General features: G+C 61.1%; 20 protein-coding genes and 1 pseudogene. 4 read left to right on the top strand and 17 right to left on the bottom strand.

Annotated features, from left to right (window positions below; all coding sequences use genetic code 11):
* Positions 1-133: 133 nt before the first annotated feature.
* The 7 genes and pseudogenes from tsaA to DYL61_RS14770 form a co-directional block, all read right to left on the bottom strand.
* Positions 134-829 carry a tRNA (N6-threonylcarbamoyladenosine(37)-N6)-methyltransferase TrmO gene (tsaA, locus tag DYL61_RS14805; protein ID WP_135308921.1) on the bottom strand — a complete coding sequence of 232 codons (696 nt, stop codon included), beginning with the start codon at positions 827-829 and terminating at the stop codon, positions 134-136.
* Positions 830-832: 3 nt separating this feature from the next.
* Complete coding sequence (locus DYL61_RS14800; protein ID WP_105696332.1) at positions 833-1294, bottom strand: YehS family protein; 462 nt, start codon at positions 1292-1294, stop codon at positions 833-835.
* A 68-nt stretch (positions 1295-1362) separates the two neighbouring features.
* Positions 1363-2073: an rRNA pseudouridine synthase gene (locus tag DYL61_RS14795; protein WP_135308920.1), complete on the bottom strand. Its 711-nt coding sequence runs from the start codon at positions 2071-2073 to the stop codon at positions 1363-1365.
* A 236-nt stretch (positions 2074-2309) separates the two neighbouring features.
* Positions 2310-2750, bottom strand: a pseudogene (locus DYL61_RS14790) (GNAT family N-acetyltransferase); the annotation flags it as partial.
* A gap of 93 nt (positions 2751-2843) precedes the next feature.
* The gene (gene rimO, locus DYL61_RS14785; RefSeq protein ID WP_105696330.1) at positions 2844-4184 is read right to left on the bottom strand and encodes a 30S ribosomal protein S12 methylthiotransferase RimO; all 1341 of its coding nucleotides are present in this window, start codon (positions 4182-4184) and stop codon (positions 2844-2846) included.
* Positions 4185-4354: 170 nt separating this feature from the next.
* Positions 4355-4690, bottom strand: a complete 336-nt coding sequence (locus DYL61_RS14775) for an addiction module antidote protein (RefSeq protein WP_135308918.1) — start codon at positions 4688-4690, stop codon at positions 4355-4357.
* Positions 4687-5010 (bottom strand): type II toxin-antitoxin system RelE/ParE family toxin, encoded by a 324-nt coding sequence (locus DYL61_RS14770; RefSeq protein WP_135308917.1) that lies wholly within the window; start codon positions 5008-5010, stop codon positions 4687-4689. Before DYL61_RS14770 ends, DYL61_RS14775 begins: the two co-directional genes overlap by 4 nt.
* Before the next feature lie 300 nt (positions 5011-5310).
* Here DYL61_RS14770 and DYL61_RS14765 point away from each other — a divergent pair, with 300 nt between their 5' ends.
* The 3 genes from DYL61_RS14765 to DYL61_RS14755 all read left to right on the top strand — a co-directional run bounded on the left by DYL61_RS14765 (position 5311) and on the right by DYL61_RS14755 (position 8902).
* Positions 5311-7212 (top strand): potassium transporter Kup, encoded by a 1902-nt coding sequence (locus DYL61_RS14765; RefSeq protein WP_135308916.1) that lies wholly within the window; start codon positions 5311-5313, stop codon positions 7210-7212.
* Positions 7213-7337: 125 nt separating this feature from the next.
* A complete protein-coding gene (locus DYL61_RS14760) occupies positions 7338-8444 on the top strand; it encodes an NADH:flavin oxidoreductase/NADH oxidase (RefSeq protein ID WP_135308915.1) in 1107 nt (368 codons plus the stop codon).
* 272 nt (positions 8445-8716) lie between these two features.
* Complete coding sequence (locus DYL61_RS14755; RefSeq protein ID WP_135308914.1) at positions 8717-8902, top strand: hypothetical protein; 186 nt, start codon at positions 8717-8719, stop codon at positions 8900-8902.
* A 51-nt stretch (positions 8903-8953) separates the two neighbouring features.
* Here DYL61_RS14755 and DYL61_RS14750 read toward each other — a convergent pair whose 3' ends face one another.
* The 10 genes from DYL61_RS14750 to DYL61_RS14705 form a co-directional block, all read right to left on the bottom strand.
* Positions 8954-10579: a glucan biosynthesis protein D gene (locus DYL61_RS14750; RefSeq protein ID WP_135308913.1), complete on the bottom strand. Its 1626-nt coding sequence runs from the start codon at positions 10577-10579 to the stop codon at positions 8954-8956.
* Positions 10580-10966: 387 nt separating this feature from the next.
* The gene (locus tag DYL61_RS14745) at positions 10967-12391 is read right to left on the bottom strand and encodes a gamma-aminobutyraldehyde dehydrogenase (protein WP_135308912.1); all 1425 of its coding nucleotides are present in this window, start codon (positions 12389-12391) and stop codon (positions 10967-10969) included.
* A gap of 27 nt (positions 12392-12418) precedes the next feature.
* Positions 12419-13744, bottom strand: a complete 1326-nt coding sequence (locus DYL61_RS14740; RefSeq protein ID WP_135308911.1) for an APC family permease — start codon at positions 13742-13744, stop codon at positions 12419-12421.
* Positions 13745-13761: 17 nt separating this feature from the next.
* The gene (locus tag DYL61_RS14735) at positions 13762-14919 is read right to left on the bottom strand and encodes an iron-containing alcohol dehydrogenase (protein WP_135308910.1); all 1158 of its coding nucleotides are present in this window, start codon (positions 14917-14919) and stop codon (positions 13762-13764) included.
* Positions 14920-14943: 24 nt separating this feature from the next.
* Positions 14944-15753 carry an ABC transporter permease gene (locus DYL61_RS14730; protein ID WP_135308909.1) on the bottom strand — a complete coding sequence of 270 codons (810 nt, stop codon included), beginning with the start codon at positions 15751-15753 and terminating at the stop codon, positions 14944-14946.
* Entirely contained in the window at positions 15743-16672 is a 930-nt protein-coding gene (locus DYL61_RS14725) for an ABC transporter permease (protein WP_135308908.1), read from the bottom strand. Before DYL61_RS14725 ends, DYL61_RS14730 begins: the two co-directional genes overlap by 11 nt.
* Before the next feature lies 1 nt (position 16673).
* Positions 16674-17708: an ABC transporter ATP-binding protein gene (locus DYL61_RS14720; RefSeq protein WP_135308907.1), complete on the bottom strand. Its 1035-nt coding sequence runs from the start codon at positions 17706-17708 to the stop codon at positions 16674-16676.
* 183 nt (positions 17709-17891) lie between these two features.
* Positions 17892-19043, bottom strand: coding sequence for a putative ABC transporter substrate-binding protein YdcS (gene ydcS / locus DYL61_RS14715; RefSeq protein WP_135308906.1), 1152 nt, complete (start codon positions 19041-19043; stop codon positions 17892-17894).
* A gap of 74 nt (positions 19044-19117) precedes the next feature.
* The gene (locus DYL61_RS14710; protein WP_193559443.1) at positions 19118-20575 is read right to left on the bottom strand and encodes a gamma-aminobutyraldehyde dehydrogenase; all 1458 of its coding nucleotides are present in this window, start codon (positions 20573-20575) and stop codon (positions 19118-19120) included.
* 133 nt (positions 20576-20708) lie between these two features.
* Positions 20709-21620, bottom strand: a complete 912-nt coding sequence (locus DYL61_RS14705) for a LysR family transcriptional regulator (RefSeq protein ID WP_135308904.1) — start codon at positions 21618-21620, stop codon at positions 20709-20711.
* 169 nt (positions 21621-21789) lie between these two features.
* On the opposite strand from DYL61_RS14705, the gene DYL61_RS14700 reads away from it, so the two are divergent.
* Positions 21790-22497 (top strand): tellurite resistance TerB family protein, encoded by a 708-nt coding sequence (locus tag DYL61_RS14700; RefSeq protein ID WP_135308903.1) that lies wholly within the window; start codon positions 21790-21792, stop codon positions 22495-22497.
* Positions 22498-22535: the final 38 nt, after the last annotated feature.

Here is a 22535-nt window from a genome sequence, read left to right as displayed (position 1 = left end):
CACGGTCAAAACTGTGGGAGGGGGCTTGCCCCCGATGAGGGAGTGTCAGTAGATACATCTATGGCTGACACACCGCTATCGGGGGCAAGTCGAATCGTCGCACCGCCCCTCCCACATTTTGTTTTCGGTTTCGTCAGTTGGCTGGAAGCACTTCCAGTACGCAGATAAGGCCCGCCTCGGGATAGTGCCACCGCACATCCACATCCCAGAACTGCGCGCCATATTCCCGCTCCGGCCCTGGCGTCTGGTACGCCGGCCGCGGATCCTGCGCCAAACATTGCTCAATCAACGCCACCAACGGCTCATCCAGCCGCTGGGCGTGGCTTTGTGCCTGGTGCAGCGCGGTCTTCAACCACTGCACGGGAATCAGCGCAGGCGCGCCGCTGGCCATGTCATTGGTGGCGGTGTCGATGATGTCGGCGTACGGCACATAGGGCTTGATATCCAGCACCGGCGTGCCATCCAGCAGATCAATCCCGGAAATCCACAGCTTGCCGGGCTCGACCTTGTCCAGCTTCACCACCGACTGGCCGATGCCATTGGGACGGTGGGTCGCACGGGTAGCAAACACGCCCATGGACGTATTGCCGCCCAGGCGTGGCGGGCGCACTTTCAGGCGGGGCTTGTCTTCCAGGGCCTGGTGGAACAGGAACAGCAGCCACACATGGCTGACCTGTTCCAAACCCTGTACCGCCTCGCCACCGTCAAACGGCGCCACCAGTTCCAGCACGCCACGGGCAGCCGGCGCCAGTTGTGGTTGGCGCGGGATGGCGAACTTCTCCTTGAAGCAGGAGCGCACGAAGCCGACGGGCGAGACGTTGTAACTCATGACTTAGCCGCGAACCCGCAGGGTCAGGCCCTTGAGGAAATTACGCAGCAACTGGTCGCCACACGGGCGGTAGTTGGTGTGGCCGAACTTGCGGAACAGCGCGCTCAGCTCCGGCTTGGACACCGGGAACTCAGCCGCTTTGAGAATCGCGTGCATGTCGTCTTCCTTCAGTTCGAAGGCCACGCGCAGCTTCTTGAGGATGATGTTGTTGGTCACCGGAGTTTCGATCGGCTGCGGCGGACGGCTTTCGTCTTTGCCACGCTTGAAGATCACCAAACCGTCGAGAAAGTGCGCCATCACTTCGTCCGGGCAGAATACGAAACCTTCTTCCTCATCTTTCTTGAGGTAGGTCTGCAGGTCTTCCTTGGTCACGTCCATGCCGCCGAGCTTGATGATCTCGACCATCTTGTTGTCGCTGATGTCGAGCATGTAGCGCACGCTGCGCAGTACGTCGTTGTGAATCATGGTGGGCAATCCTGGTATTCAACTGGGGACACCGCCGAATCAGGCGGTATCGAAAAAAGGGGAGCGGCTTAGAACTTCTCTTTGCCGGACAAGTAACGCCATTGGCCCACGGGCACTTTGCCGATGGACACGCCGCCGATGCGGATGCGACGAATGGCGATGACCTTGAGGCCAACCGCTTCGCAAAACAGCGCGATCACGCCCGGCTGCGGATTTTTCATCGCAAAACGCAGGCGGTTTTCGTTCTGCCAGCTGGCCTTGACGGCTGGCAGCTCTTTGCCTTTGTACGTCAGGCCGTGGTTCAGGCGGTTGAGGCCGTGGGCAACCATCTCGCCTTCAACCTCTACTACGTATTCCTGCTCGATCTTGGCAGCATCGGCGGTCAACTTGCGCAGAATCTTCCAGTCCTGGGTGAATACCAGCAGGCCGCTGGCCTTGGGTTGCAGGTCGGCGCTGGCGGTCAGGCGCAGGAAGTGGCCCTTGAGCGGGCGCTTGCCGAAGCGGTGCTCTTCGGACAGGGTATCGGCGCTGATCGAGGCCAGTGCGGTCTCGGCATCCACGCCGGCAGGGGCGTGCAGCAGGATGGTCACCGGCTCCGGCGCGGTGGCCTTGGCTTCGGGGTCGAGTTCGACCTTCTGGGTGGTGACCTTGAACTGCGGCTCGTCGATCACTTCACCGTCCACCGAGACCCAGCCGCCTTCGATAAACAGCTCAGCCTCCCGACGGGAGCAGCCGACCAGTTCGATAAGGCGTTTGGAGAGGCGTATGGGGTCAGTCATGACAAGGGCCGTAACAAAAGGGGGCGGCTATTGTACCTGTGTGGGGCCGGTTAATCCCGGACCCATTTCAGCACTGCGGGGTTATTTGGCTCAGCTGGGTCTAAATGTGGGAGGGGGCTTGCCCCCGATGGCAGTGGCCCAGCAACGAATGGCGTGGCTGACACTCCGCAATCGGGGGCAAGTCGAATCGTCGCACCGCCCCTCCCACAGTGGTTCGTAGTTGTGTCAGATGTTGCCAAGCGCATATGCAGCAACGGATAAGGTTGCCCCAGGCCGTCATGCTCCGTGCGTCCGATGACCTCAAAGCCCTGTTTGAAGTAAAACCCCAAAGCCTGTGGATTCTGCTCATTCACATCCAGCTCATCGGCATTCATGTGTTCGATGGCATACCGCAGCAATTGCCGACCAAGGCCCTGGCTTCGGTGCTGCGGATCGATAAACAGCATCTCCACCTTGCCCGCGGCCACGCCGGCAAACCCGGTGATCCGCTGACGCCCGTCCTTGGTGCAGATCAACATCACTGAATCCAGATAGCGCGTCAGCACCAGGTTCTTTAGCAACACGATGTAGCTATCCGGTAGAAAGTCATGGGTCGCCCGCACCGAGGCCTCCCAGATCCGTGCCAGTTCCGCGTAGTCACTGTTTTTAGGTGTGTGGATTACCGAGTGCTGACGCATTTGCGCCACCCTTTGCCGATGAATAGCAACACGATAGACGTAAAAAAGCCCCGCATCCTGTCAGGAGGCGGGGCTTTTTAGATCTTTACCGATTTAGTCGCGCTTCTCGGCCCACAAGTCGTACTCGTCGGCGTCGGTCACGGTGCACCATACTTTGTCGCCTGGCTTCAAACCGCTGGCATCGTCGATAAACACGTTACCGTCGATCTCCGGCGCATCGAAGAAGCAACGGCCAACCGCGCCTTGCTCGTCGACTTCGTCGATCAATACTTCGATTTCCTTACCGATGCGCAGTTGCAGGCGCGCCGAGCTGATGGCCTGCTGGTGCGCCATGAAACGCTCCCAGCGGTCTTGCTTGACGTCGTCCGGTACCACGGCCAGGTCCAGCAGGTTGGCCGGGGCGCCTTCGACCGGCGAGTACTGGAAGCAACCGACGCGGTCCAGCTGCGCTTCGGTCAGCCAGTCCAGCAGGTACTGGAAGTCTTCTTCGGTTTCGCCGGGGAAGCCGACGATAAAGGTGGAGCGGATGATCAGTTCCGGGCAGATTTCGCGCCAGTTCTTGATACGCGCCAGGGTCTTGTCTTCGAAGGCCGGGCGTTTCATCGCCTTGAGCACTTTCGGGCTGGCGTGCTGGAACGGGATGTCCAGGTACGGCAGGATCTTGCCAGCCGCCATCAACGGAATCAGCTCGTCCACGTGCGGGTACGGGTAAACGTAGTGCAGGCGCACCCACACACCCAGGCTGCTCAAGGCTTCGCACAGTTCGGTCATGCGGGTTTTCACCGGCGCGCCGTTCCAGAAACCGGTGCGGTATTTCACGTCGACGCCGTAGGCGCTGGTGTCCTGGGAGATCACCAACAGCTCTTTGACGCCGGATTTGACCAGGCGCTGGGCCTCGTCCAGCACATCACCGACCGGGCGGCTGACCAGCTTGCCGCGCATCGACGGGATGATGCAGAAGCTGCAACTGTGGTTGCAGCCTTCGGAAATCTTCAGGTAAGCGTAGTGACGCGGAGTCAGCTTGATGCCTTGCGGCGGCACCAGGTCGATCAGCGGGTTGTGATCCTGGCGCGGCGGCACCACTTCATGCACGGCGTTGACCACCTGCTCGTACTGCTGCGGGCCGGTTACGGCCAGCACGCTTGGGTGCACGTCGCGGATGTTGCCTTCTTCCACGCCCATGCAGCCGGTCACGATGACCTTGCCGTTTTCCTTGATGGCTTCGCCGATCACTTCCAGGGACTCGGCCTTGGCCGAATCGATGAAGCCGCAGGTGTTGACCACCACCACATCTGCGTCCTGGTAGGTGGACACGACGTCATAGCCTTCCATACGCAGTTGCGTGAGGATGCGCTCGGAGTCGACGAGCGCCTTCGGGCAGCCCAGGGAAACAAAGCCGACCTTGGGATTGGCCGTCGCGGGAGTGGTGGACATGTCTAACCTCGGTATTGAATGACGCCGCCGGTCGGGCACGACAAGGCGGTAGACGGGCACTTGGTGTGCCTCTGATCAAAAAGTGCGCAATTCTAGCGACGGGCAACGCACTTGACCAGCTTTATGCGGGGAAATGCGACGAGTGCTGCGTAGGGGATTTTACGTCGCCCTTAAGCTCGGACATCCTGCTCTGTACGGTGCGATACAACTTTCGACAGACCTACGCCCAATGCTTGAAGCACCTTCAGTAAGGTGGAGAGTTTTGGATCTCCACCGACGGAGAGGGATCTATAAAGATTAGCTCTATTGAGTCCTGTGTTCTGCGACAAACTAAGCATCCCGCCACGGGCTTCCGCCACCCGACGAACCGCGACGAGGAAGGCGTCCTCACCACCTGGCTCATCAATCTCCTCGAGCGCAACAGATAGATACTCGAGGGCAAATGCTTCATCGTCTCTTAGCATTTCAAGAACACTATCTTCATGAGAGCGGCTACGACCAGTCATTTTTTATGCACCTTATAAGATTTCCATAGAGCTTTGGCCTGCTCGATATCGTTCTGCTGCCTCGCTTTTGAGCCTCCGCCCAACAGAAATAAAATGCTTCGATCCTGGAGTGCGTAATACACCCGAAAGCCCGGTCCGAAGTCGAGCTTCATCTCAAAGACCCCATCACCCACCGGTTCGGTAATGCCAAAGTGACCCAGTGAGGCTCGATCCACTCTGGTCGTGATTTTTGCTTTTGAACGCGTGTCTTGCACGGTGTCCAGCCAGGCTTGGTAGATATCTACACCATTGGCTGACAGCACGTGTTTCACTTCGTACATGAGAACTGTACCTTAAAAGAGACATTGCGGTGATTGAGTTTCTATATCGACAGCGAGCCAAGCAGGGAAACGATTCGTTGGTCTGAGGAGCGGGGCCAAAAATATACGGTAGGGCTAAAGGTTATCAATGCAGGCAATTAGGCGCCAAAATGCCGCTCCTGTTGCTCAAGACACGTGAGCAGGGAAATACAGTCACCGCTGCGCTATGCTTCGCGCCGTTGGCCACATGTAATTTCTCAAGGTCAACAAAACGTCTGTTACGAGAAGTAAGCATTGCTGGTCAAAAGGCAGGAGTGGTTGATGGGTCAGGCAAGTAGTCCGGCGGCAGGCGCCGAGCATTCCAGCGCTAAGCCGATTGGCATGTTGGTGGCAGCGGTCGGGGTGGTTTATGGCGATATCGGGACCAGCCCGCTCTACACCCTTAAAGAGGTGTTCAACGGCGGTTATGGCGTGCAGGTCAACCATGACGGTGTGTTGGGGATTCTGGCGCTGATCTTCTGGTCGCTGATCTGGGTGGTGTCTATCAAATACATGTTGTTTGTGCTGCGCGCCGACAACCAGGGCGAAGGCGGCATCATGGCCCTGACCGCGTTGGCGCGGCGGGCGGCGGGGGAGCGCGCCAAGTTGCGCAGCTTTCTGGTGGTGTGTGGCCTGTGTGGCGCGGCGCTGTTTTATGGCGACAGCATGATCACCCCGGCGATTTCCGTATTGTCGGCGGTGGAGGGCCTGGAGCTGGCCTTCGACGGCCTGGAAAAATGGGTCGTGCCCATCGCCCTGGTGGTGCTGGTGGCGCTGTTCCTGATCCAGAAACACGGCACCGACCACATCGGCAAACTGTTCGGCCCGGTGATGGTGACCTGGTTCCTGGTGCTGGGCGGCCTGGGTGTGTATGGCATCTCCCTGCATCCCGAGGTGCTCAAGGCCTTGAATCCGCTGTGGGCCGTGCGCTTTTTCGAGGCGCATCCGGGCATTGGCGTGGCGATTCTCGGTGCGGTGGTGCTGGCACTGACCGGCGCCGAAGCGCTGTATGCCGACATGGGCCACTTCGGCCGCAAGCCCATCGCCCGCGCCTGGTTCATGTTGGTGCTGCCGGCGCTGGTACTCAATTATTTCGGCCAGGGCGCGATGCTGCTCGGCGACCCGGAGGCTGCCCGCAACCCCTTCTACCTGCTGGCGCCCAGTTGGGCGTTGATCCCGCTGGTCGTGCTGTCCACCCTGGCCACGGTGATTGCGTCCCAGGCGGTGATCTCCGGCGCATTCTCCCTGACCCGCCAGGCGATCCAGTTGGGTTACATCCCGCGGATGCATATCCAGCACACCTCCAGCGCCGAACAGGGCCAGATCTACATTGGCGCGGTGAACTGGTCGCTGATGGTCGGGGTGATCCTGTTGGTGTTGGGCTTCGAATCGTCCAACGCACTGGCCTCGGCCTATGGCGTGGCGGTGACCGGCACCATGTTGATGACCACCATCCTGGTGTCGGCGGTCATGCTGCTGCTGTGGAAATGGCCACCAATCCTGGCGGTCCCCGTATTGGTTTGCTGCCTGTTGGTGGACGGGCTGTACTTTGCCGCCAACGTGCCGAAGATCATCCAGGGCGGCGCCTTCCCGGTGCTGGCGGGGATTGTGCTGTTCGTGCTGATGACCACCTGGAAGCGCGGCAAGCAATTGCTGGTGGAGCGCCTCGACGAAGGCGGCCTGCCGCTGCCGATCTTTATCAACAGTATCCGCGTACAACCGCCGCACCGGGTGCAGGGCACCGCGGTGTTTCTCACCGCACGCCCCGACGCGGTGCCCCACGCGCTGTTGCACAACCTGCTGCATAACCAGGTGCTGCATGAGCAAGTGGTGTTGCTGACGGTGGTCTATGAGGACATCCCGCGGGTACCGGCCGCACGGCGTTTCGAGGTGGATTCCTACGGCGAAGGCTTCTTCCGGGTGATCCTGCACTTCGGCTTTACCGACGAACCGGACGTGCCCGAAGCGCTGAAACTGTGCCATTTGGATGACCTGGACTTCAGCCCGATGCGCACCACTTACTTCCTCAGCCGCGAGACGGTGATTGCCTCGCGCATCAAGGGCATGGCCCGCTGGCGTGAAGCGCTGTTCGCGTTCATGTTGAAGAACGCCAACGGCAACCTGCGTTTCTTCAAACTCCCGGTAAACCGGGTGATCGAGCTGGGCACCCAGGTCGAAATGTAAGCACCTGCAACACGGGAGCCGGCAATCGGCTCCCGGTTTCCTTCTGAACCCTGTGCAATCCAGTGTTGTCGACTAGGCTCTAAGCACTGTTGAACAGTGCCCACAGAACCCAGAAGAGGTGCGCCATGAGTCAGCTGCTCGAACCCTATACCCTGCGCCAATTGACCCTGCTCAACCGCATTGCGGTGTCGCCGATGTGCCAATACTCGTCGGACGATGGCCTGGCCAATGACTGGCACCTGGTGCACCTCGGCAGTCGCGCCGTGGGCGGTGCCGGGCTGATTTTCACCGAAGCCACTGCCGTGACCGCCGAGGGTCGCATCACCGCCCAGGACCTGGGGCTATGGAACGACGCCCAGATCGAACCGTTGCAACGCATCACCCGGTTTATCGCCGCCCAAGGCGCTGTCGCGGGCATCCAACTGGCCCACGCCGGGCGCAAGGCCAGTACCCATCGGCCGTGGATCGGCAAGCACGGCAGCGTCAAACCCGAAGACGGCGGTTGGGTGCCAGTGGGGCCTTCGCCGATTGCCTTCGACCCGAACCACACGCAACCCAAGCCACTGGATGAAGGCCAGATCCAGCAAGTGATCGCCGACTTTGTCGCCGCCGCCCAGCGCGCCTTGACCGCTGGTTTCGAAGTGGTGGAGATTCATGCCGCCCATGGCTATTTACTGCATCAGTTCCTGTCGCCTATCAGCAACCAACGCCAGGACCGCTACGGCGGCTCGTTCGAAAACCGTATTCGCCTGGTGTTGGAAGTGACCAAGGCGGTGCGCGAAGTCTGGCCTCAGGAACTGCCGCTGTTTGTACGGGTGTCGGCCACCGACTGGGTCGAAGACGGTTGGAACCCCGATGAAACCGTAGAGTTGGCCCGCCGCCTGAAAGACCTCGGCGTCGACCTGATCGACGTGTCCTCCGGCGGCACCGCCGCCAACGCCGAGATCCCCACCGGCCCCGGTTACCAGACGCGCTTTGCCGAGCGGGTGCGCAAAGAGTCGGGCATCGCCACCGGCACGGTGGGCATGATTACCGAGCCGGCGCAGGCCGAGCACATTCTGCGTACCTGCCAGGCCGATATCATCTTCCTCGCCCGAGAGCTGCTGCGTGACCCGTACTGGCCATTGCATGCCGACGATGACCTGGGCGGGCGCAAGGCAATCTGGCCGGCGCAGTATCAGCGGGCTACCCACCGCGACCAACCGATCCATGAGTCTGATCTGCGGGATTAAACCCTCAGACGTTGCAGAAGAACCCACCCTGAACCGGTGGGTTTTTTTATGGCTGATTGCGTCGGATATATCTGTAGGTATTTGTTACCGAAGCAGTTTTTTAAGTGAATACTCTAAAAAAATCCCACAGATGACAGGATTGTTTCTACGCTTAAGTTACGTCTGATTTCTGGCCCAGGGAGTCAGGCGGGTTGTACTCGCAGGCAGGATGCTTGGCGGGAGGCGGGTGGTGGGCACCAAGCGTGTTTGACTGTTATCAGGAGTAGGAGTCCATGGCCAAGTCTTATGGTGTGGCGGGTGTGGTGGTGTTTTTAATCACCCGCAGGTTGTCCTTGCGTGGCCGCAGGTTGAGTTTGGAAGAAGCAGAGTTGGTAGAGCAGTACCGCACGTTGACCGAGAGTGACCAGGTGGCGATGCGGTATCTGATTGGGGCGATGAAGAGTGTGTCGCGGTTCTGAGTTATTTCTCAAACCCAGGTGGGAGTGGGCTTGCCCACTCCCACCTGTTGATCAGGTGTACTTACGCAGCTCCGGCGCCGGCGGGAAGTACTGATACAGCCATGTCTCGCTTAAGGTGCGGTCCTGGGTCCGGATAAACAACCGCAGCTCCACGGGCTCCACGCTGTCGCTGGTCGGGTACCAGTCAAACAGAATGCGGTAGCCCTTGATGTTATCCAGCACCAGCACGCTGAAATCCTTCACCTCGCCGTGGGAGCAGGTCACCACCGGTTCGATCCCGGTGCCCGCCGGCAGTCGGTCCAGGCCGCCGCCCTTGAAGTCCACGGCAAAACGTCGGGCCCAGACTTCGGGGTAGTGCTCGCCCGGTGCCCAGCCTTCGGTAAAACCGCCCATGCCGGAACGGGTCGCATCGACCTGCGCCAACGGCGTGCTCACCGGCGGCAGTGCACTCCAATACAGCTTGTAGCCATAGGTGAGGGACTCGCCGGCGGCCACGGGTTTTTTCGGGGTCCAGAAGGCCACGATGTTGTCCAGGGTTTCGCCGGTGGTCGGGATTTCCAGCAGGTCGATGGAGCCCTCACCCCACGCTGTGGTGGGTTCAACCCACAGGCTTGGGCGCTTGCTGTACCAGTCCACGGTGTCCTGGTAACTGGCGAACTCATGGTCGGTCTGCACCAGGCCGAAGCCTTTCGGGTCTTTGTCGGCAAACGCGTTGAATTGCAGCTTGGCCGGGTTGTTCAGCGGACGGCAGATCCACTCGCCATTGCCGCGCCACATCGCCAGGCGATCCGAGTCGTGGATTTGCGGGTGGATGGTGTCGCACATGCGGCGTTCGTGGGTGCCGCAGCTGAACATGCTGGTCATCGGCGCGATGCCCAGTTGTTCGATGGCGGTGCGCGCATTGATATGGGCGTCGATGGCCATCACCACCTGGTTGGCCTGGCAGTCGATATCGAAGCGGTAGGCACCGGTGGCGCTCGGTGAATCGAGCAGGGCATAGACCACGAAGCGGGTGGCGTCCTTGTCCGGTGTTTCGAACCAGAACTGGGTGAAGTCGGGGAATTCCTCGCGTTTCTTCGCGTAGGTATCGATGGCCAGGCCACGGGCGGAAAGGCCGTACTGCCCGGTGTTGTCCACCGCGCGGAAGTAGCTGGCGCCGAGAAACGACAGCACATCATGGCGATCCAGTTCTGGTGCCTTGAACAGCTTGAAGCCGGAGAAACCGAGGTCGCCGGTCAACTGCTTGGTGTCCACCGTGGTTTTTTCATAGTTGAACAGCGAAGGGCGGAAATGCACCTCGCGGGAGGCACGGGTCTTGGGGTCGACACTGTGCATGCGCACTGGCGTCTTGAAGCCCATGCCGACGTGGAAGAATTGCACGTCCAGTTGACCATTCAATTCTTTCCACAGCGAATGGTTGCCGTCGTAGCCGATGGCGTTGAAATTCTGCGGGGTCATGGTCGCCAGTGTCGGCGGCAGCACCTGTTTGGTGTCTTTATACGCGGTCCCGGCCAGTTGCTTGGCCTGGGCCTTGAGCGATTCAAAATCGAACGAAACAGCCTTGCCATCGGCGGCACGGTTCCCGGCCCAAGCCTGCGCGGCGAGCAGGCCGCTGGCCGACAAACCGGTGTAAGCCGCAATGGCCATGGACGCTTTGAGCAAATTCCTGCGGTGCATAGAGACAACCTGTCGTGAGCAAATCCTGCGCCGTTCCTGGCACGTACTGGATCAGAAATTACGGTTCGGACATGCCTTCGGCCAAACGCAACGGACAATAAACAGACGCCGGATAGCTTAAGCGGTTCGATGACGTAGGAAAAATGATTGATAGCGGGGTGATGGCGTTGCATGTGAAACAAGACGTTTCCGGCTCTGTGATTGAGCACAGTACTTCAGAATTATGAAGATCTAATGTGGGAGGGGGCTTGCCCCCGATGGCAGTGGGTCAGCCAGCACATTTTTCACTGAACCACCGCTATCGGGGGCAAGTCGAATCGTCGCACCGCCCCTCCCACATAAAAGCCCTAAAAAGCCCAGCCCAGCCCAGCCCAGCGCTGCGCTGTGTCAGTGCTTGAACATCACATGCCGCACGCTGGTGTAATCCTCCAACCCATACATCGACATATCCTTGCCATACCCCGACAGTTTCTGCCCGCCATGGGGCATTTCACTGACCAGCATGAAGTGGGTATTCACCCACGTGCAGCCATACTGCAAGCGCGCCGCCAGCCGATGGGCGCGGCCCACGTCAGTGGTCCACACCGAGGACGCCAAGCCGTAGTCCGAATCGTTGGCCCAACCCAGCACCTGCGCTTCATCGCTGAATCGGGTCACGGAAACAACCGGGCCGAACACTTCACGGCGTACGATTTCATCGTCCTGCTGCGCATCGGCCAGCACCGTCGGCTCAAAGAAGAACCCATCGCCCGCCACCGCCTTGCCGCCCGTCACCAGGCGGATATGCGGCTGCGCCACGGCACGCTCGACGAACCCGGCCACGCGGTCGCGGTGTTGGGCGGTGATCAGCGGGCCCAACTCGGTGTCGGGATCATCCTGCAAGCCGTGCTTGATGCTGGCTACCGCTGCGCCGAGTTTCTCGACGAACGCATCATAGATGCCCGCCTGGGCATAAATCCGGCACGCCGCCGTGCAATCCTGCCCGGCATTGTAGAAACCGAAGGTACGGATACCTTCCACGGCGGCATCAATATCCGCGTCATTGAAGATGATCACCGGCGCCTTGCCGCCCAGTTCCATGTGCATGCGCTTCACGCTGTCGGCCGTGCTGGAAATGATATTCGCACCGGTGGCGATAGAACCGGTCAGCGACACCATGTGCACTTTTGGATGGTTCACCAGCGGGCTGCCCACCGTCGGCCCACGACCAAACACCAGGTTGAGTACGCCCGCCGGGAAAATCTCCGACGCCAACTCCACCAAGCGCAACGCGGTCAGCGGGGTCTGCTCCGACGGCTTGAGCACCACGGTATTACCGGCTGCCAGGGCTGGGGCGATTTTCCAGGCGACCATCATCAGCGGGTAGTTCCACGGCGCAATCGAGGCGATCACTCCTACCGGATCACGACGGATCATCGACGTATGCCCCGGCAGGTATTCACCGCCGGCCGAACCGCTCATGCAGCGGCTGGCGCCGGCAAAAAAGCGAAACACGTCGGCAATTGCCGGGATCTCATCGTTCAGCGCTGCGCTGTAGGGCTTGCCGCAGTTATCCGATTCCAGCTTGGCCAGTTCCTCACCGTGGGCTTCGACCGCGTCTGCGAGTTTCAGCAGCAGCAACGAGCGATCCTTCGGCGCCGTCTGCGACCAGCTTTCAAACGCCGCATCGGCCGCACGCACGGCAGCATCCACCTGGGCTTCGCTGGCTTCGTTGATCTGCACGATCACCCGGCCCAGCGACGGATTCAACACCGGCTGGGCCGGACCTTCGCCGGCCATCAATTGGCCGTTGATCAAGAGTTTGGTTTGCATGAGGGGTCTCCATGTATTGCACAAAATTCAGAGCGCAGCTTCCGGCGCCGGGCGTTGGAAGGCGCGAGTCATGAACGCCAGGTACAGGCCGCCGAGCAGCAGCCACAGGCAGCCGAGGATCAACGCATCTTTATCCAGGCTGATCAGCATCCAGGCCGAGGTGGTGGCGCCGATCAAGGGACAGACCACGCCGCGAAACACACCGGGTTGGTCGCCGACCACCTTGTCGAAGGTCAGCTTCAACGCGCACAGGTTCACCGAGGTAAAGGCCAGGAAGGCGCCGAAGTTCACCAGGGACGTGGCGGTGGCGATGGTCAGGCCCAGGCCGACAAACCCGAACGCGCCCGCCAGCAGGATGTTGAACACTGGGGTCTTGAAGCGCGGATGCAGCACGCCGAACAGCGCGCGGGGCAGCAGGTTGTCGCGGCCCAGGGCGAACAGCAGGCGCCCGACACTGGCCTGGAACGACAAGCCCGCCGCGAAGTGGGCCAGGATGATGCCCGCCAACACCACGGTGAAGAAGACATCACCGCCGATCATCTTGGCGATCTCGAATGCGGCGCCATCAATGTTGGCGAACTCCGGCAACGGGTGCGCCATGTACATGAAGTACGCCGCGCCCACATACACCGTGCCGCCAATCAAGGCCACCGCCAGGATCGCCTGGGGAATGGTTTTTTTCGGGTTGATGGTTTCTTCGCTCAAGGTCGACAACGCATCGAAGCCCAGGAACGAATAGGCCGCAATCGCCGCGCCCGCCATGGTTGCCGAGAACGGCACTTGCGCATTGAAGAATGGCTTGGCCGATAACAGGCCTCCCACGCCATTGGCCGCCGACACGTAGTGCCAGCACAGGGCGATAAACACCACGATGATCGAAATCTGCACCAGCATCAGGAAGATATTGAAGCGGTTGGCGATCTGGATGCCGAGGATATTCAGCAGTGTGGTCGACACAATAAAGCCGGCGATCCAGCACCATTGCGGTACATCGGGAAAGGCCAGGGCCAGGTAGCTGGCGCCCAGCAGCCAGATCAGCATCGGGATAAAGAAGTAATCCAGCAACGCCGCCCAGCCCACCATAAAGCCGAAGTTGGCGTTCAGCATTTTGCGCGTATAGGTGTAGGCCGAACCGGCCACCGGAAATACGCGCACCATGCGCCCGTAGCTCAAGGCGGTGAAGAACACCCCGATGGACGCCACCAGGTAGGACAGCGCCACGGTGTTCTGGCTGGCTTCGGCGATCACGCCGTAAGTGCCGAACACAATCAGCGGCGCGATAAAGGCCAGGCCAAACAGCACCACGGAAACCGGGCCGAGGGTGCGTTTCAAATGTTCAGTGTCAGTGCTCATTGCGGTTGCTCTTACTGTCAGGAAGCGTAATGAAAGGCGTCGCGGATCACCTGGAGGTAACTCTCCACGGTCATCGGCTTGGCGTTACTGGCATCGGAAATATTGCTCTTGGACTTTTCGGCGATGGTCAGGAAGTCTTCCTCACGCACGCCCTTCACCTCTCTGAAACTCGGAATGCCCAATTCCCGGCTCATGTTGAACAACCGCTCGACTGCGGCTTGCGCGGCGTCGGCGGCGTTGAGGTTTGGATCGATGCCCAACGCGTAGGCCACATCGGCGTGCCGTTCGAGGTCGGCATCGCGGTTATGGCTGAACACGAACGGCAGGAAAATCGCATTGCCCACGCCGTGCGGCGTGTCATACATGCCACCGATGGCCTCGGAAATGCAGTGCACGCTGGCGATATCGGCGTTGCCGAAGGCCATGCCGGCGATCAGGCTGGCCACCAGCATTTGCTCGCGGGCATTGAGGTTTCCCGGTTCGCGCACGGCGGCCAGCAGGTGGCGGCTGATCAGGCGGATTGCATGCAGGGCCAGGCCGTCGCTGATGGGGTTGGCCGGCTTGCCGGTGTAAGCCTCGATGGCGTGGGTCAGCGCGTCCATCCCGGTACTGGCGGCGATGGCCGGCGGCAGGGTGGCGGTGATGTTGGAGTCGAGCAGCGCCAGCACCGGGCCGAGGCGGTAATCCAACAGGCTCATCTTGAAGTGACGCTGGGTGTCGGTGATCACCGAGAAAAACGTCACCTCGCTGCCGGTGCCAGCCGTCGTAGGGATGGCGACAATCGGCAGCACGGCATGCTTGAGGGTAAACGCGCCTTCGTAATCCTCGACCTTGCCGTCGTGGGTCAACAGCACGCTGATGGCCTTGGCCGCATCCATCGCACTGCCGCCGCCGACGGCCAACAGGCCATCGATGCCGGTGTTGCGAAAACGCTCGGCGGCGCGGTTGCAGTCTTCGCTGCGGGGGTTGGGCTTGACGTCGCTGATCTCATCGAAGCGAATGCCGGCCTGGTTCAGGCTGGTGTAGATCTCCTCCAGCAGGCCGGCGTTTTTCACCCCGGCATCGGTCACCAGCAACACATGCTTGAGCCCCAGCGGCTGCAAGTGCTCGGCGGTACGCGCACGCAGGCCGGGCTCCATGACAATTTTGGTAGGAAGTAAAAACTGGAATTGCATGGGGTTGGCTCCTTGAAAAAACCGTTATTTGCCGCCACTGCCGGCCACGCTTTCACCGCCGCGTGTCAGGTAGTAGGCACCGAGAATCGGGAACATCGTCACCAGCATCACCAGCATGGCGACCACGTTGGTCACCGGCACATCCCGCGGGCGGCTCAGTTGGTTGAGCAGCCACAGCGGCAAGGTGCGCTCGTGGCCGGCGGTGAAGGTGGTGACGATGATTTCGTCGAACGACAGCGCAAAGGCGAGCATGCCGCCGGCCAGCAGTGCCGAGCCCAGGTTGGGCAGGATGATGTAGCGGAAGGTCTGCCAGCCGTCGGCGCCCAGGTCCATCGACGCTTCGATTAGGCTGTGGGAAGTACGGCGCAGGCGGGCGATCACGTTGTTGTAGACGATCACCACGCAGAAGGTCGCGTGGCCGACGATGATGGTGAACATGCCGGGCTCGATGCCCAACGTCTTGAAGGTCGCCAGCAGCGCGATACCGGTGATGATCCCCGGCAGCGCAATCGGCAGGATCAGCATCAGCGACACGCCTTGCTTGCCGAAGAACTCACGGCGATACAACGCCGCCGAGGCCAATGTGCCGAGCACCATGGCGATCAACGTGGCAATGGCCGCGATCTGCAAGGACAGCTTGATCGCCTCCAGCACGTCTGGCCGGCCGAACGCCACGCTGAACCACTTCAAGGTAAAGCCCTGGGGCGGAAAGCTGAACGCGGCTTCTTCGGTGTTGAAGGCGTAGAGGAAGATGATCAGGATCGGGAAGTGCAGGAACACCAGCCCGCCCCAGGCGGCAATGCGCAAGCCGCTGGACGCTTTGTCAGAGTGCATCGAAGGCCCCCAGGCGTTTGACGATGGACAGGTACACCGCGATCAGCACGATGGGCACCAGGGTGAACGCCGCCGCCATGGGCATATTGCCGATGGTGCCTTGCTGGGCGTACACCATGCCGCCGACGAAATAACCCGGCGGGCCCACCAGTTGCGGCACGATGAAATCCCCCAGGGTCAGCGAGAACGTGAAGATCGAACCGGCGGCAATCCCCGGCACCGACAGCGGCAGGATCACTTGCATAAAGGTCTGGCGCGGCTTGGCCCCCAGGTCCGCCGAGGCTTGCAGCAGCGACGGCGGCAAACGTTCAAGCGACGCCTGGATCGGCAGAATCATGAACGGCAGCCAGATATAGACGAACACCATGAACCGCCCCAGGTGCGAGGTGCTCAACGTGCTGCCGCCCACGCCGGGGATGCCCAGCACCCACTGCAGCAACGGCTCCAGCCCCAGGTGCTGCACGAACCATTGCGCCACGCCGCCCTTGGCCAGCAGCAAGGTCCAGGCATAGGCCTTGACGATGTAGCTGGCCCACATCGGCATCATCACCGCGATATAGAAAAACGCCTTGGTCTTGCCCGTGGTGTAGCGCGCCATGTAGTAGGCGATGGGAAAGGCGACGATGGCGCTGGCGATGGACACCACAATCGCCATGCTCAGCGTGCGCAGGATGATGTCGAAGTTCGACGGCTGGAACAGCGCGGCGAAGTTGGCCAGGGTCAGCTCCGGGGTAACCGCCATGGTGAAGTCATCGAAGGTATAGAAGCCTTGCCAGAGCAAGGTCAGCAGGGACCCGAGGTAGATCGCGCCGAACCAGATCAGTGGCGGCACCAGCAACATCGCCAGGTACAGGTTGGGCTTGCGGTACAGCAGGTTGGCAAACCTGCGCATCGGCGGCAGGGAAAGGGCGGGGGTCATGTCACACCTCGCCTGCGCTGTCGGCCAGCGGGGTCATGGCTTCTCGCGACCAACGGGCGGTGATGGACTGGCCGAGCTGAAGGCCGCTGCGGGTGTCCAGCCACTGGTTGTTGGCCTGGCTGATATTCAGCGCCTGGCCGTTGTCCAGTTTCAGTTCATAGCGCGTGGCGCTGCCCTGGTACTGGATGTCATGCAGCACGCCGCTGATTTCCACTTCGCTGGCAGCCAGCGGGCCCTCGGCAAATCGCACGTGTTCGGGGCGGATCGAGAAGGGCAGGGGGTGACCACTGAGGCGTTGGGCCAGCTCGCCGCGTATCACGTTGGAGGTGCCGACGAACTCGGCGACAAACACCGTGGCCGGCTTCATGTACAGGTTGCGCGGGGTGTCGACCTGTTCGATTCGGCCCTTGTTGAACACCGCCACACGGTCGGACATCGACAGCGCTTCGGTCTGGTCATGGGTCACGAAAATAAAGGTGATGCCCAGTTGGCGTTGCAGCTTTTTCAGCTCGCTTTGCATCTGCTCGCGCAGCTTGAGGTCGAGGGCACCGAGCGGCTCATCCAGCAGCAACACGCGCGGGCGATTGACCAGCGCACGGGCCAGGGCCACCCGTTGGCGCTGGCCGCCGGAGAGCTGCACCGGCTTGCGCTCGCCGTAGCCGTCGAGGGCGACCATCCCCAGAGCTTCTTCGGCGCGCTTGAGGCGCTCGGTCTTGCCCACGCCTTTGACCTTGAGGCCGTAGGCCACGTTGTCGCGCACATTCATATGGGGGAACAGCGCGTAATCCTGGAACACCGTGTTCACATCGCGCTGATACGGCGGCAGCCCGGTGGCTTCGGCGCCATGGATACGGATCGAGCCCGCGCTGGGTTGCTCGAACCCGGCGATCAGGCGCAGGCAGGTAGTCTTGCCTGAGCCGGAAGGGCCGAGCATGGAAAAGAACTCGCCGTCCTGGATATCGATGGAGACCCGGTCCACGGCTTTGACGTCGCCGAACAGGCGCGAGACATCGGTGAATTGGACTGCAAGCGTCATGGTGCGGTGCTCCAAAAAAGCAGGGGTGGTCGCAGCGGCCCGGTGGGGGGGCTTCTGAACAGAGATCTATCTGTGAACTCGGTCAGTGTGGGAGGGGGCTTGCCCCCGATAGCAGTGGATCAGTGGCAGATGTGTTAACTGACACACTGCTATCGGGGGCAAGCCCCCTCCCACAGGGGATCCTTACCTGCCACCCATGATCGCAATGTAATCCTGGGTCCAGCGGCTATACGGCACGAACTTGCCGCCCTCGGCCTGCGGGGTTTTCCAGAAGGCGATCTTGTCGAACTGATCGAAACCGTTGGTCTTGCAGCCTACGGCCCCCAGCAGTTCGCTCTCTTTACAGGCCGCAGGCACGGCCGGCAGGGAACCGAACCACGCTGCCACATCGCCCTGGACCTTGGGTTGCAACGACCAGTCCATCCACTTGTAGGCGCAGTTCGGGTGCTTGGCGTCGGTGTGTAACATGGTGGTGTCGGCCCAGCCGGTGGCGCCTTCCTTGGGGATGGTCGAAGCGATCGGCTGCTTCTCGTTTTGCAGGCCGTTGACTTGATACGGCCAGGCACTGGACGCCACCACGCCTTCGTTCTTGAAGTCACTCATTTGCACGGTGGTGTCGTGCCAGTAGCGGTGGATCAACGGTTGCTGGGCGCGCAGCAGGTCGAGCACGGCCTTGTACTGGGCTTCGGTCAGTTCATAGGGGTTCTGGATACCCAGTTCCGGCTTGGCGGTCTTGAGGTACAGCGCCGCGTCGGCGATGTAGATCGGGCCGTCGTAGGCCTGCACGCGGCCTTTGTTCGGCTTGCCGTCCGGCAGGTCCTGCGCCTGGAACACCACGTCCCAACTCGCAGGCGCGGTCTTGAACACGTTGGTGTTGTACATCAACACGTTCGGGCCCCACTGGTACGGCGTGCCATAGGTTTGCTGGCCGACCACGTACCACGGCGCATCCTTGAGGCGCGGGTCGAGGTTCTTCCAGTTGGGGATCAATGCGGTATTGATCGGCTGCACACGCTTGCCGCCGATCAAACGCAGCGAGGCGTCGCCCGAAGCCGTCACCAGGTCATAACCGCCCTTGGCCATCAGGCTGACCATTTCGTCAGAGGTGGCGGCGGTTTTCACGTTCACTTTGCAGCCGGTTTCCTTCTCGAAACCGGTAACCCAGTCGTAGGCCTTGTCGCTGTCACCGCGCTCGATGTAGCCGGGCCAAGCGACAATATCCAACTGGCCTTCGCCGGCACCCACCGCCTTGAGCGGTTCGGCGGCCTGCAAGCTGGCGCTGGCCAGCAGCGCGGTAGTCAAGGCACTGAGCAGTGCGGTCTTGTGCGCGGACATAGGGGTTCCCTCTTCTTTAATTATGGTCGGGGCAGTGGGTGAAACCGGTCACGCAAAAAGCTTAGTTGTTGTTTTTAGAGATGCTGGCCGTGGCGCGCCATGATGTGGCGCACCACGCTGTAGTCCTGCAACGAATCGCTGGACAGATCCTTCCCATACCCCGAGCGCTTCAAACCGCCGTGGGGCATTTCACTCACCAGCATGAAATGGCTGTTGATCCAGGTGCAGCCGTATTGCAGGCGCGCCGCCACTTGCATGGCCTTGTCCAGGTTCTGGGTCCAGACCGAGGAGGCCAGGCCGTATTCAGAGTCGTTGGCCCAGTCCACCGCCTGTTCCAGTTCATCGAAGCGGGTCACGGTGACCACCGGGCCGAACACTTCGCGCTGCACGATTTCATCGCTTTGTTTGCAACCGGCGAGCAGGGTGGGTTGGTAATAGAAGCCCGCGCCGGAGTGCACGGCGGCGCCGGTGATGCGTTCGATATGCGGCTGGCCGAGGGCGCGTTCGACAAAGCTGGCCACACGGTCGCGCTGGCGCGTGCTGATCAGCGGGCCGAGTTCGTTGTCGGCATCACGCTTGCCGGCAAACCGCAGGCTGCTGACCGCCGCGCCCAACTCGGCGACCAACGTGTCGTGAATCCCCGTCTGGGCGTAGATGCGGCACGCGGCGGTGCAATCCTGGCCGGCGTTGTAGTAACCGTAGGCGCGCACGCCTTCGACCACGGCTTGCAGGTCGGCGTCGTTACACACGATTACCGGCGCCTTGCCGCCCAGTTCCAGGTGCGTGCGTTTGACGGTCTTGGACGCGGCTTGCAGGATCTTCTGCCCGGTGACGATATCGCCGGTCAGCGAGACCATGCGCACCTTGGGGTGGCTGACCAAATGGCTGCCCACGCCTTCGCCCCCGCCGCACAGAATATTGATGACGCCCCGTGGCAGCAATTGAGCGAGGACGGGGGCCAGGGCGAGGATCGACAGCGGCGTGTGTTCCGACGGCTTGAACACCAGGGTATTGCCGGCGGCCAGCGCTGGCGCGATCTTCCACGCCGCCATCATCAACGGGTAGTTCCACGGCGCAATCGACGCCACCACGCCGATAGGATCGCGGCGCACCATGCTGGTAAAGCCCGGCAGGTATTCGCCGCTGAGCTGGCCGGTCTGGCAACGCACCGCACCGGCGAAGAAGCGGAACACATCCACCGTGGCGCTCAAGTCATCCTGGCGCGCCAGGTGCAACGGCTTGCCGCAATTCAGGGCTTCCAGGCGCGCCAGATAGTCGGCCTGGGTTTCGATGGCGTCGGCGATGGCCAGCAGAATGTTCGAACGTTGTTGTGGTGTGGTGCGCGACCAACCGGCAAAGGCCCGGTGGGCGGCGAGGATCGCGGTTTCCACTTGCTCGGTGCTGGCCTCGGCAATCTGGGTCAGCACTTCACCTGTGGCCGGGTTGAGGATCGGCTCGACAAAGCCCTGACCCTGGACCAGTTCGCCGTCGATCAACAACGCAGTGAGCAGCGGGGTGGGCGCGCCGGACATTTTTCGCGATCTCTTTTGTTGTGTGGCCATGGGCGTTCTCTTACAAGGCGCCTGGCGGTCTCTTACGGGATGGACAGAGACTAGTGGTCAGGCGCGCGGTCAACAAATACTAAATACTGAATGCAGCATTCGATTAAATAGATGGCTTGCGTGGGTGCGGCTGTTCACGGGCCACCGTGAGGAACGGGTCCACCAGCGCAGGCCGCGCCGTGCCTCGGCGCCAGGCCAGGCCGACGTCGAGGGTCTGGCTGAGGTCGGCAATCGGCCGCGCTTCAATAATGTCGCCTTCAAGAGACCAGGGGCGGTAGGTCATGTCGGGTTGAATCGACACGCCCAGGCCCGCCGCCACCAGGCTTCGCACCGCTTCCGTTGAAGCCGTGCGCAGGGTCACCCGGGGTTGCAAGCCCGCACCGGCCCACATGCGTTGGGCGCTGTGGCCCATTTCATCGACGTTCAGCTGGATCAGCGGTTCACGTGCCACGTCGGCGAGGTTGATGCTGTCGTGTTCCAACAGCGGGTGCTGTGCCGGCAGCCACAGGCGGTGAGGGGAGTGGGTGAGTACTTCGGTTTGCAGGGCGTGGCGGTCTTCGAGGTTGGAGAGGATCAACACGCCCACATCGATTTCGCCGCTGACCAGCAAATGCTCGATGTACGGGCGTTCGTCTTCCATCACGCGGATTTCCACGTTGGGGTAAGCACGCTGGAAACGGGTCAGCAGGTCGGCCAGGTAATAGCCGGCCACCAGGCTGGTCACGCCGATAGTCAACTGGCCGGCCACTTGGTCGGTGCTTTGCTGCAGGCTGCGCTTGGCATTGTCGACAGTGGCGAGAATCAGGTGCGCCTGGCGCAGGAACTGATGGCCCTGGTGGGTGAGGGTCATGCCCTTGGCGTGGCGGTTGAACAGGGTTACGCCGATTTCCTGCTCCAGTTGCTGGATCGCCAGGGTCAGGGTGGACTGGGAAATAAAGGCGGTTTGCGCGGCGGCGGAGATCGAGCCGGTCTCGGCCACGGCGATGAAATGCCGGATTTGACGCAACGTCATCATGCTGGAAGTACCAGTGGGGTGCTTTTATCGATTTGTCCGAGTGTATATCGATTTATACGAAGGGCAGCGGCGTTACATCTGGAAGCACTCTAGATCGGGGCTTTTTGGCACTTAGTTTTACGCTGGGAGCCTATTGGTCCTATGAACCCTAGTGTCTGGAGGCTTTTTTATGAACACCCGTGGATTGCTCGATCAGTTACTCAAGTCTGGCCAGGACATGCTGCAGAACAAGGCAGGCGGCCAGCGCAAACCGGAAGATAAGGGTGCCCTGAACGGTCTGCTCAGCGGTGGCGGCCTGGGCAGCCTGCTCGGCGGCGCAGGTGGCGGTGCCCTGGCGGCAGGCGCGATGGGCCTGTTGCTGGGCAATAAAAAAGCCCGCAAGTTCGGCGGAAAAGCCCTGACCTATGGTGGTTTGGCAGCGTTGGGCGTGCTTGCCTACAAGGCCTATGGCAATTGGCAGGCACAACAGGCCAGTGCGCCCCAGGGCGAACCGCAAACCCTCGACCGCCTGCCACCGGCCCAGGTGGAGCTACACAGTCAAGGCATCCTCAAGGCGCTGGTCGCTGCCGCCAAGGCTGACGGCCATGTCGACGAGCGCGAACGTGCGCTGATCGAAGGTGAGTTCACCAAGCTGGATAACGACCGCGAGCTGCAAAGTTGGCTGCATGCCGAGCTGAACAAACCCCTGGACCCAACCGACGTCGCCCGGGCCGCCAGCACGCCGGAAATGGCCGCCGAGATGTACATCGCCAGTGTGATGCTGGTGGATGAGGAGAATTTTATGGAGAAGGCCTACCTGGATGAGCTGGCGCGGCAGCTCAAGCTTGAGCCGGGCCTGAAGGCTGAGCTGGAAAAGCAGGTAAGACTGAACCAATAACTCAGCCATACATTGATCAAAGTGTGGGAGGGGGCAAG

Source organism: Pseudomonas nabeulensis (assembly GCF_004682045.1).
In the GTDB taxonomy this organism is placed as follows: domain Bacteria; phylum Pseudomonadota; class Gammaproteobacteria; order Pseudomonadales; family Pseudomonadaceae; genus Aquipseudomonas; species Aquipseudomonas nabeulensis.
The sequence above is the reverse complement of the archived record's forward strand: the minus strand, read 5'-3'. Positions and strand labels throughout refer to the sequence as shown.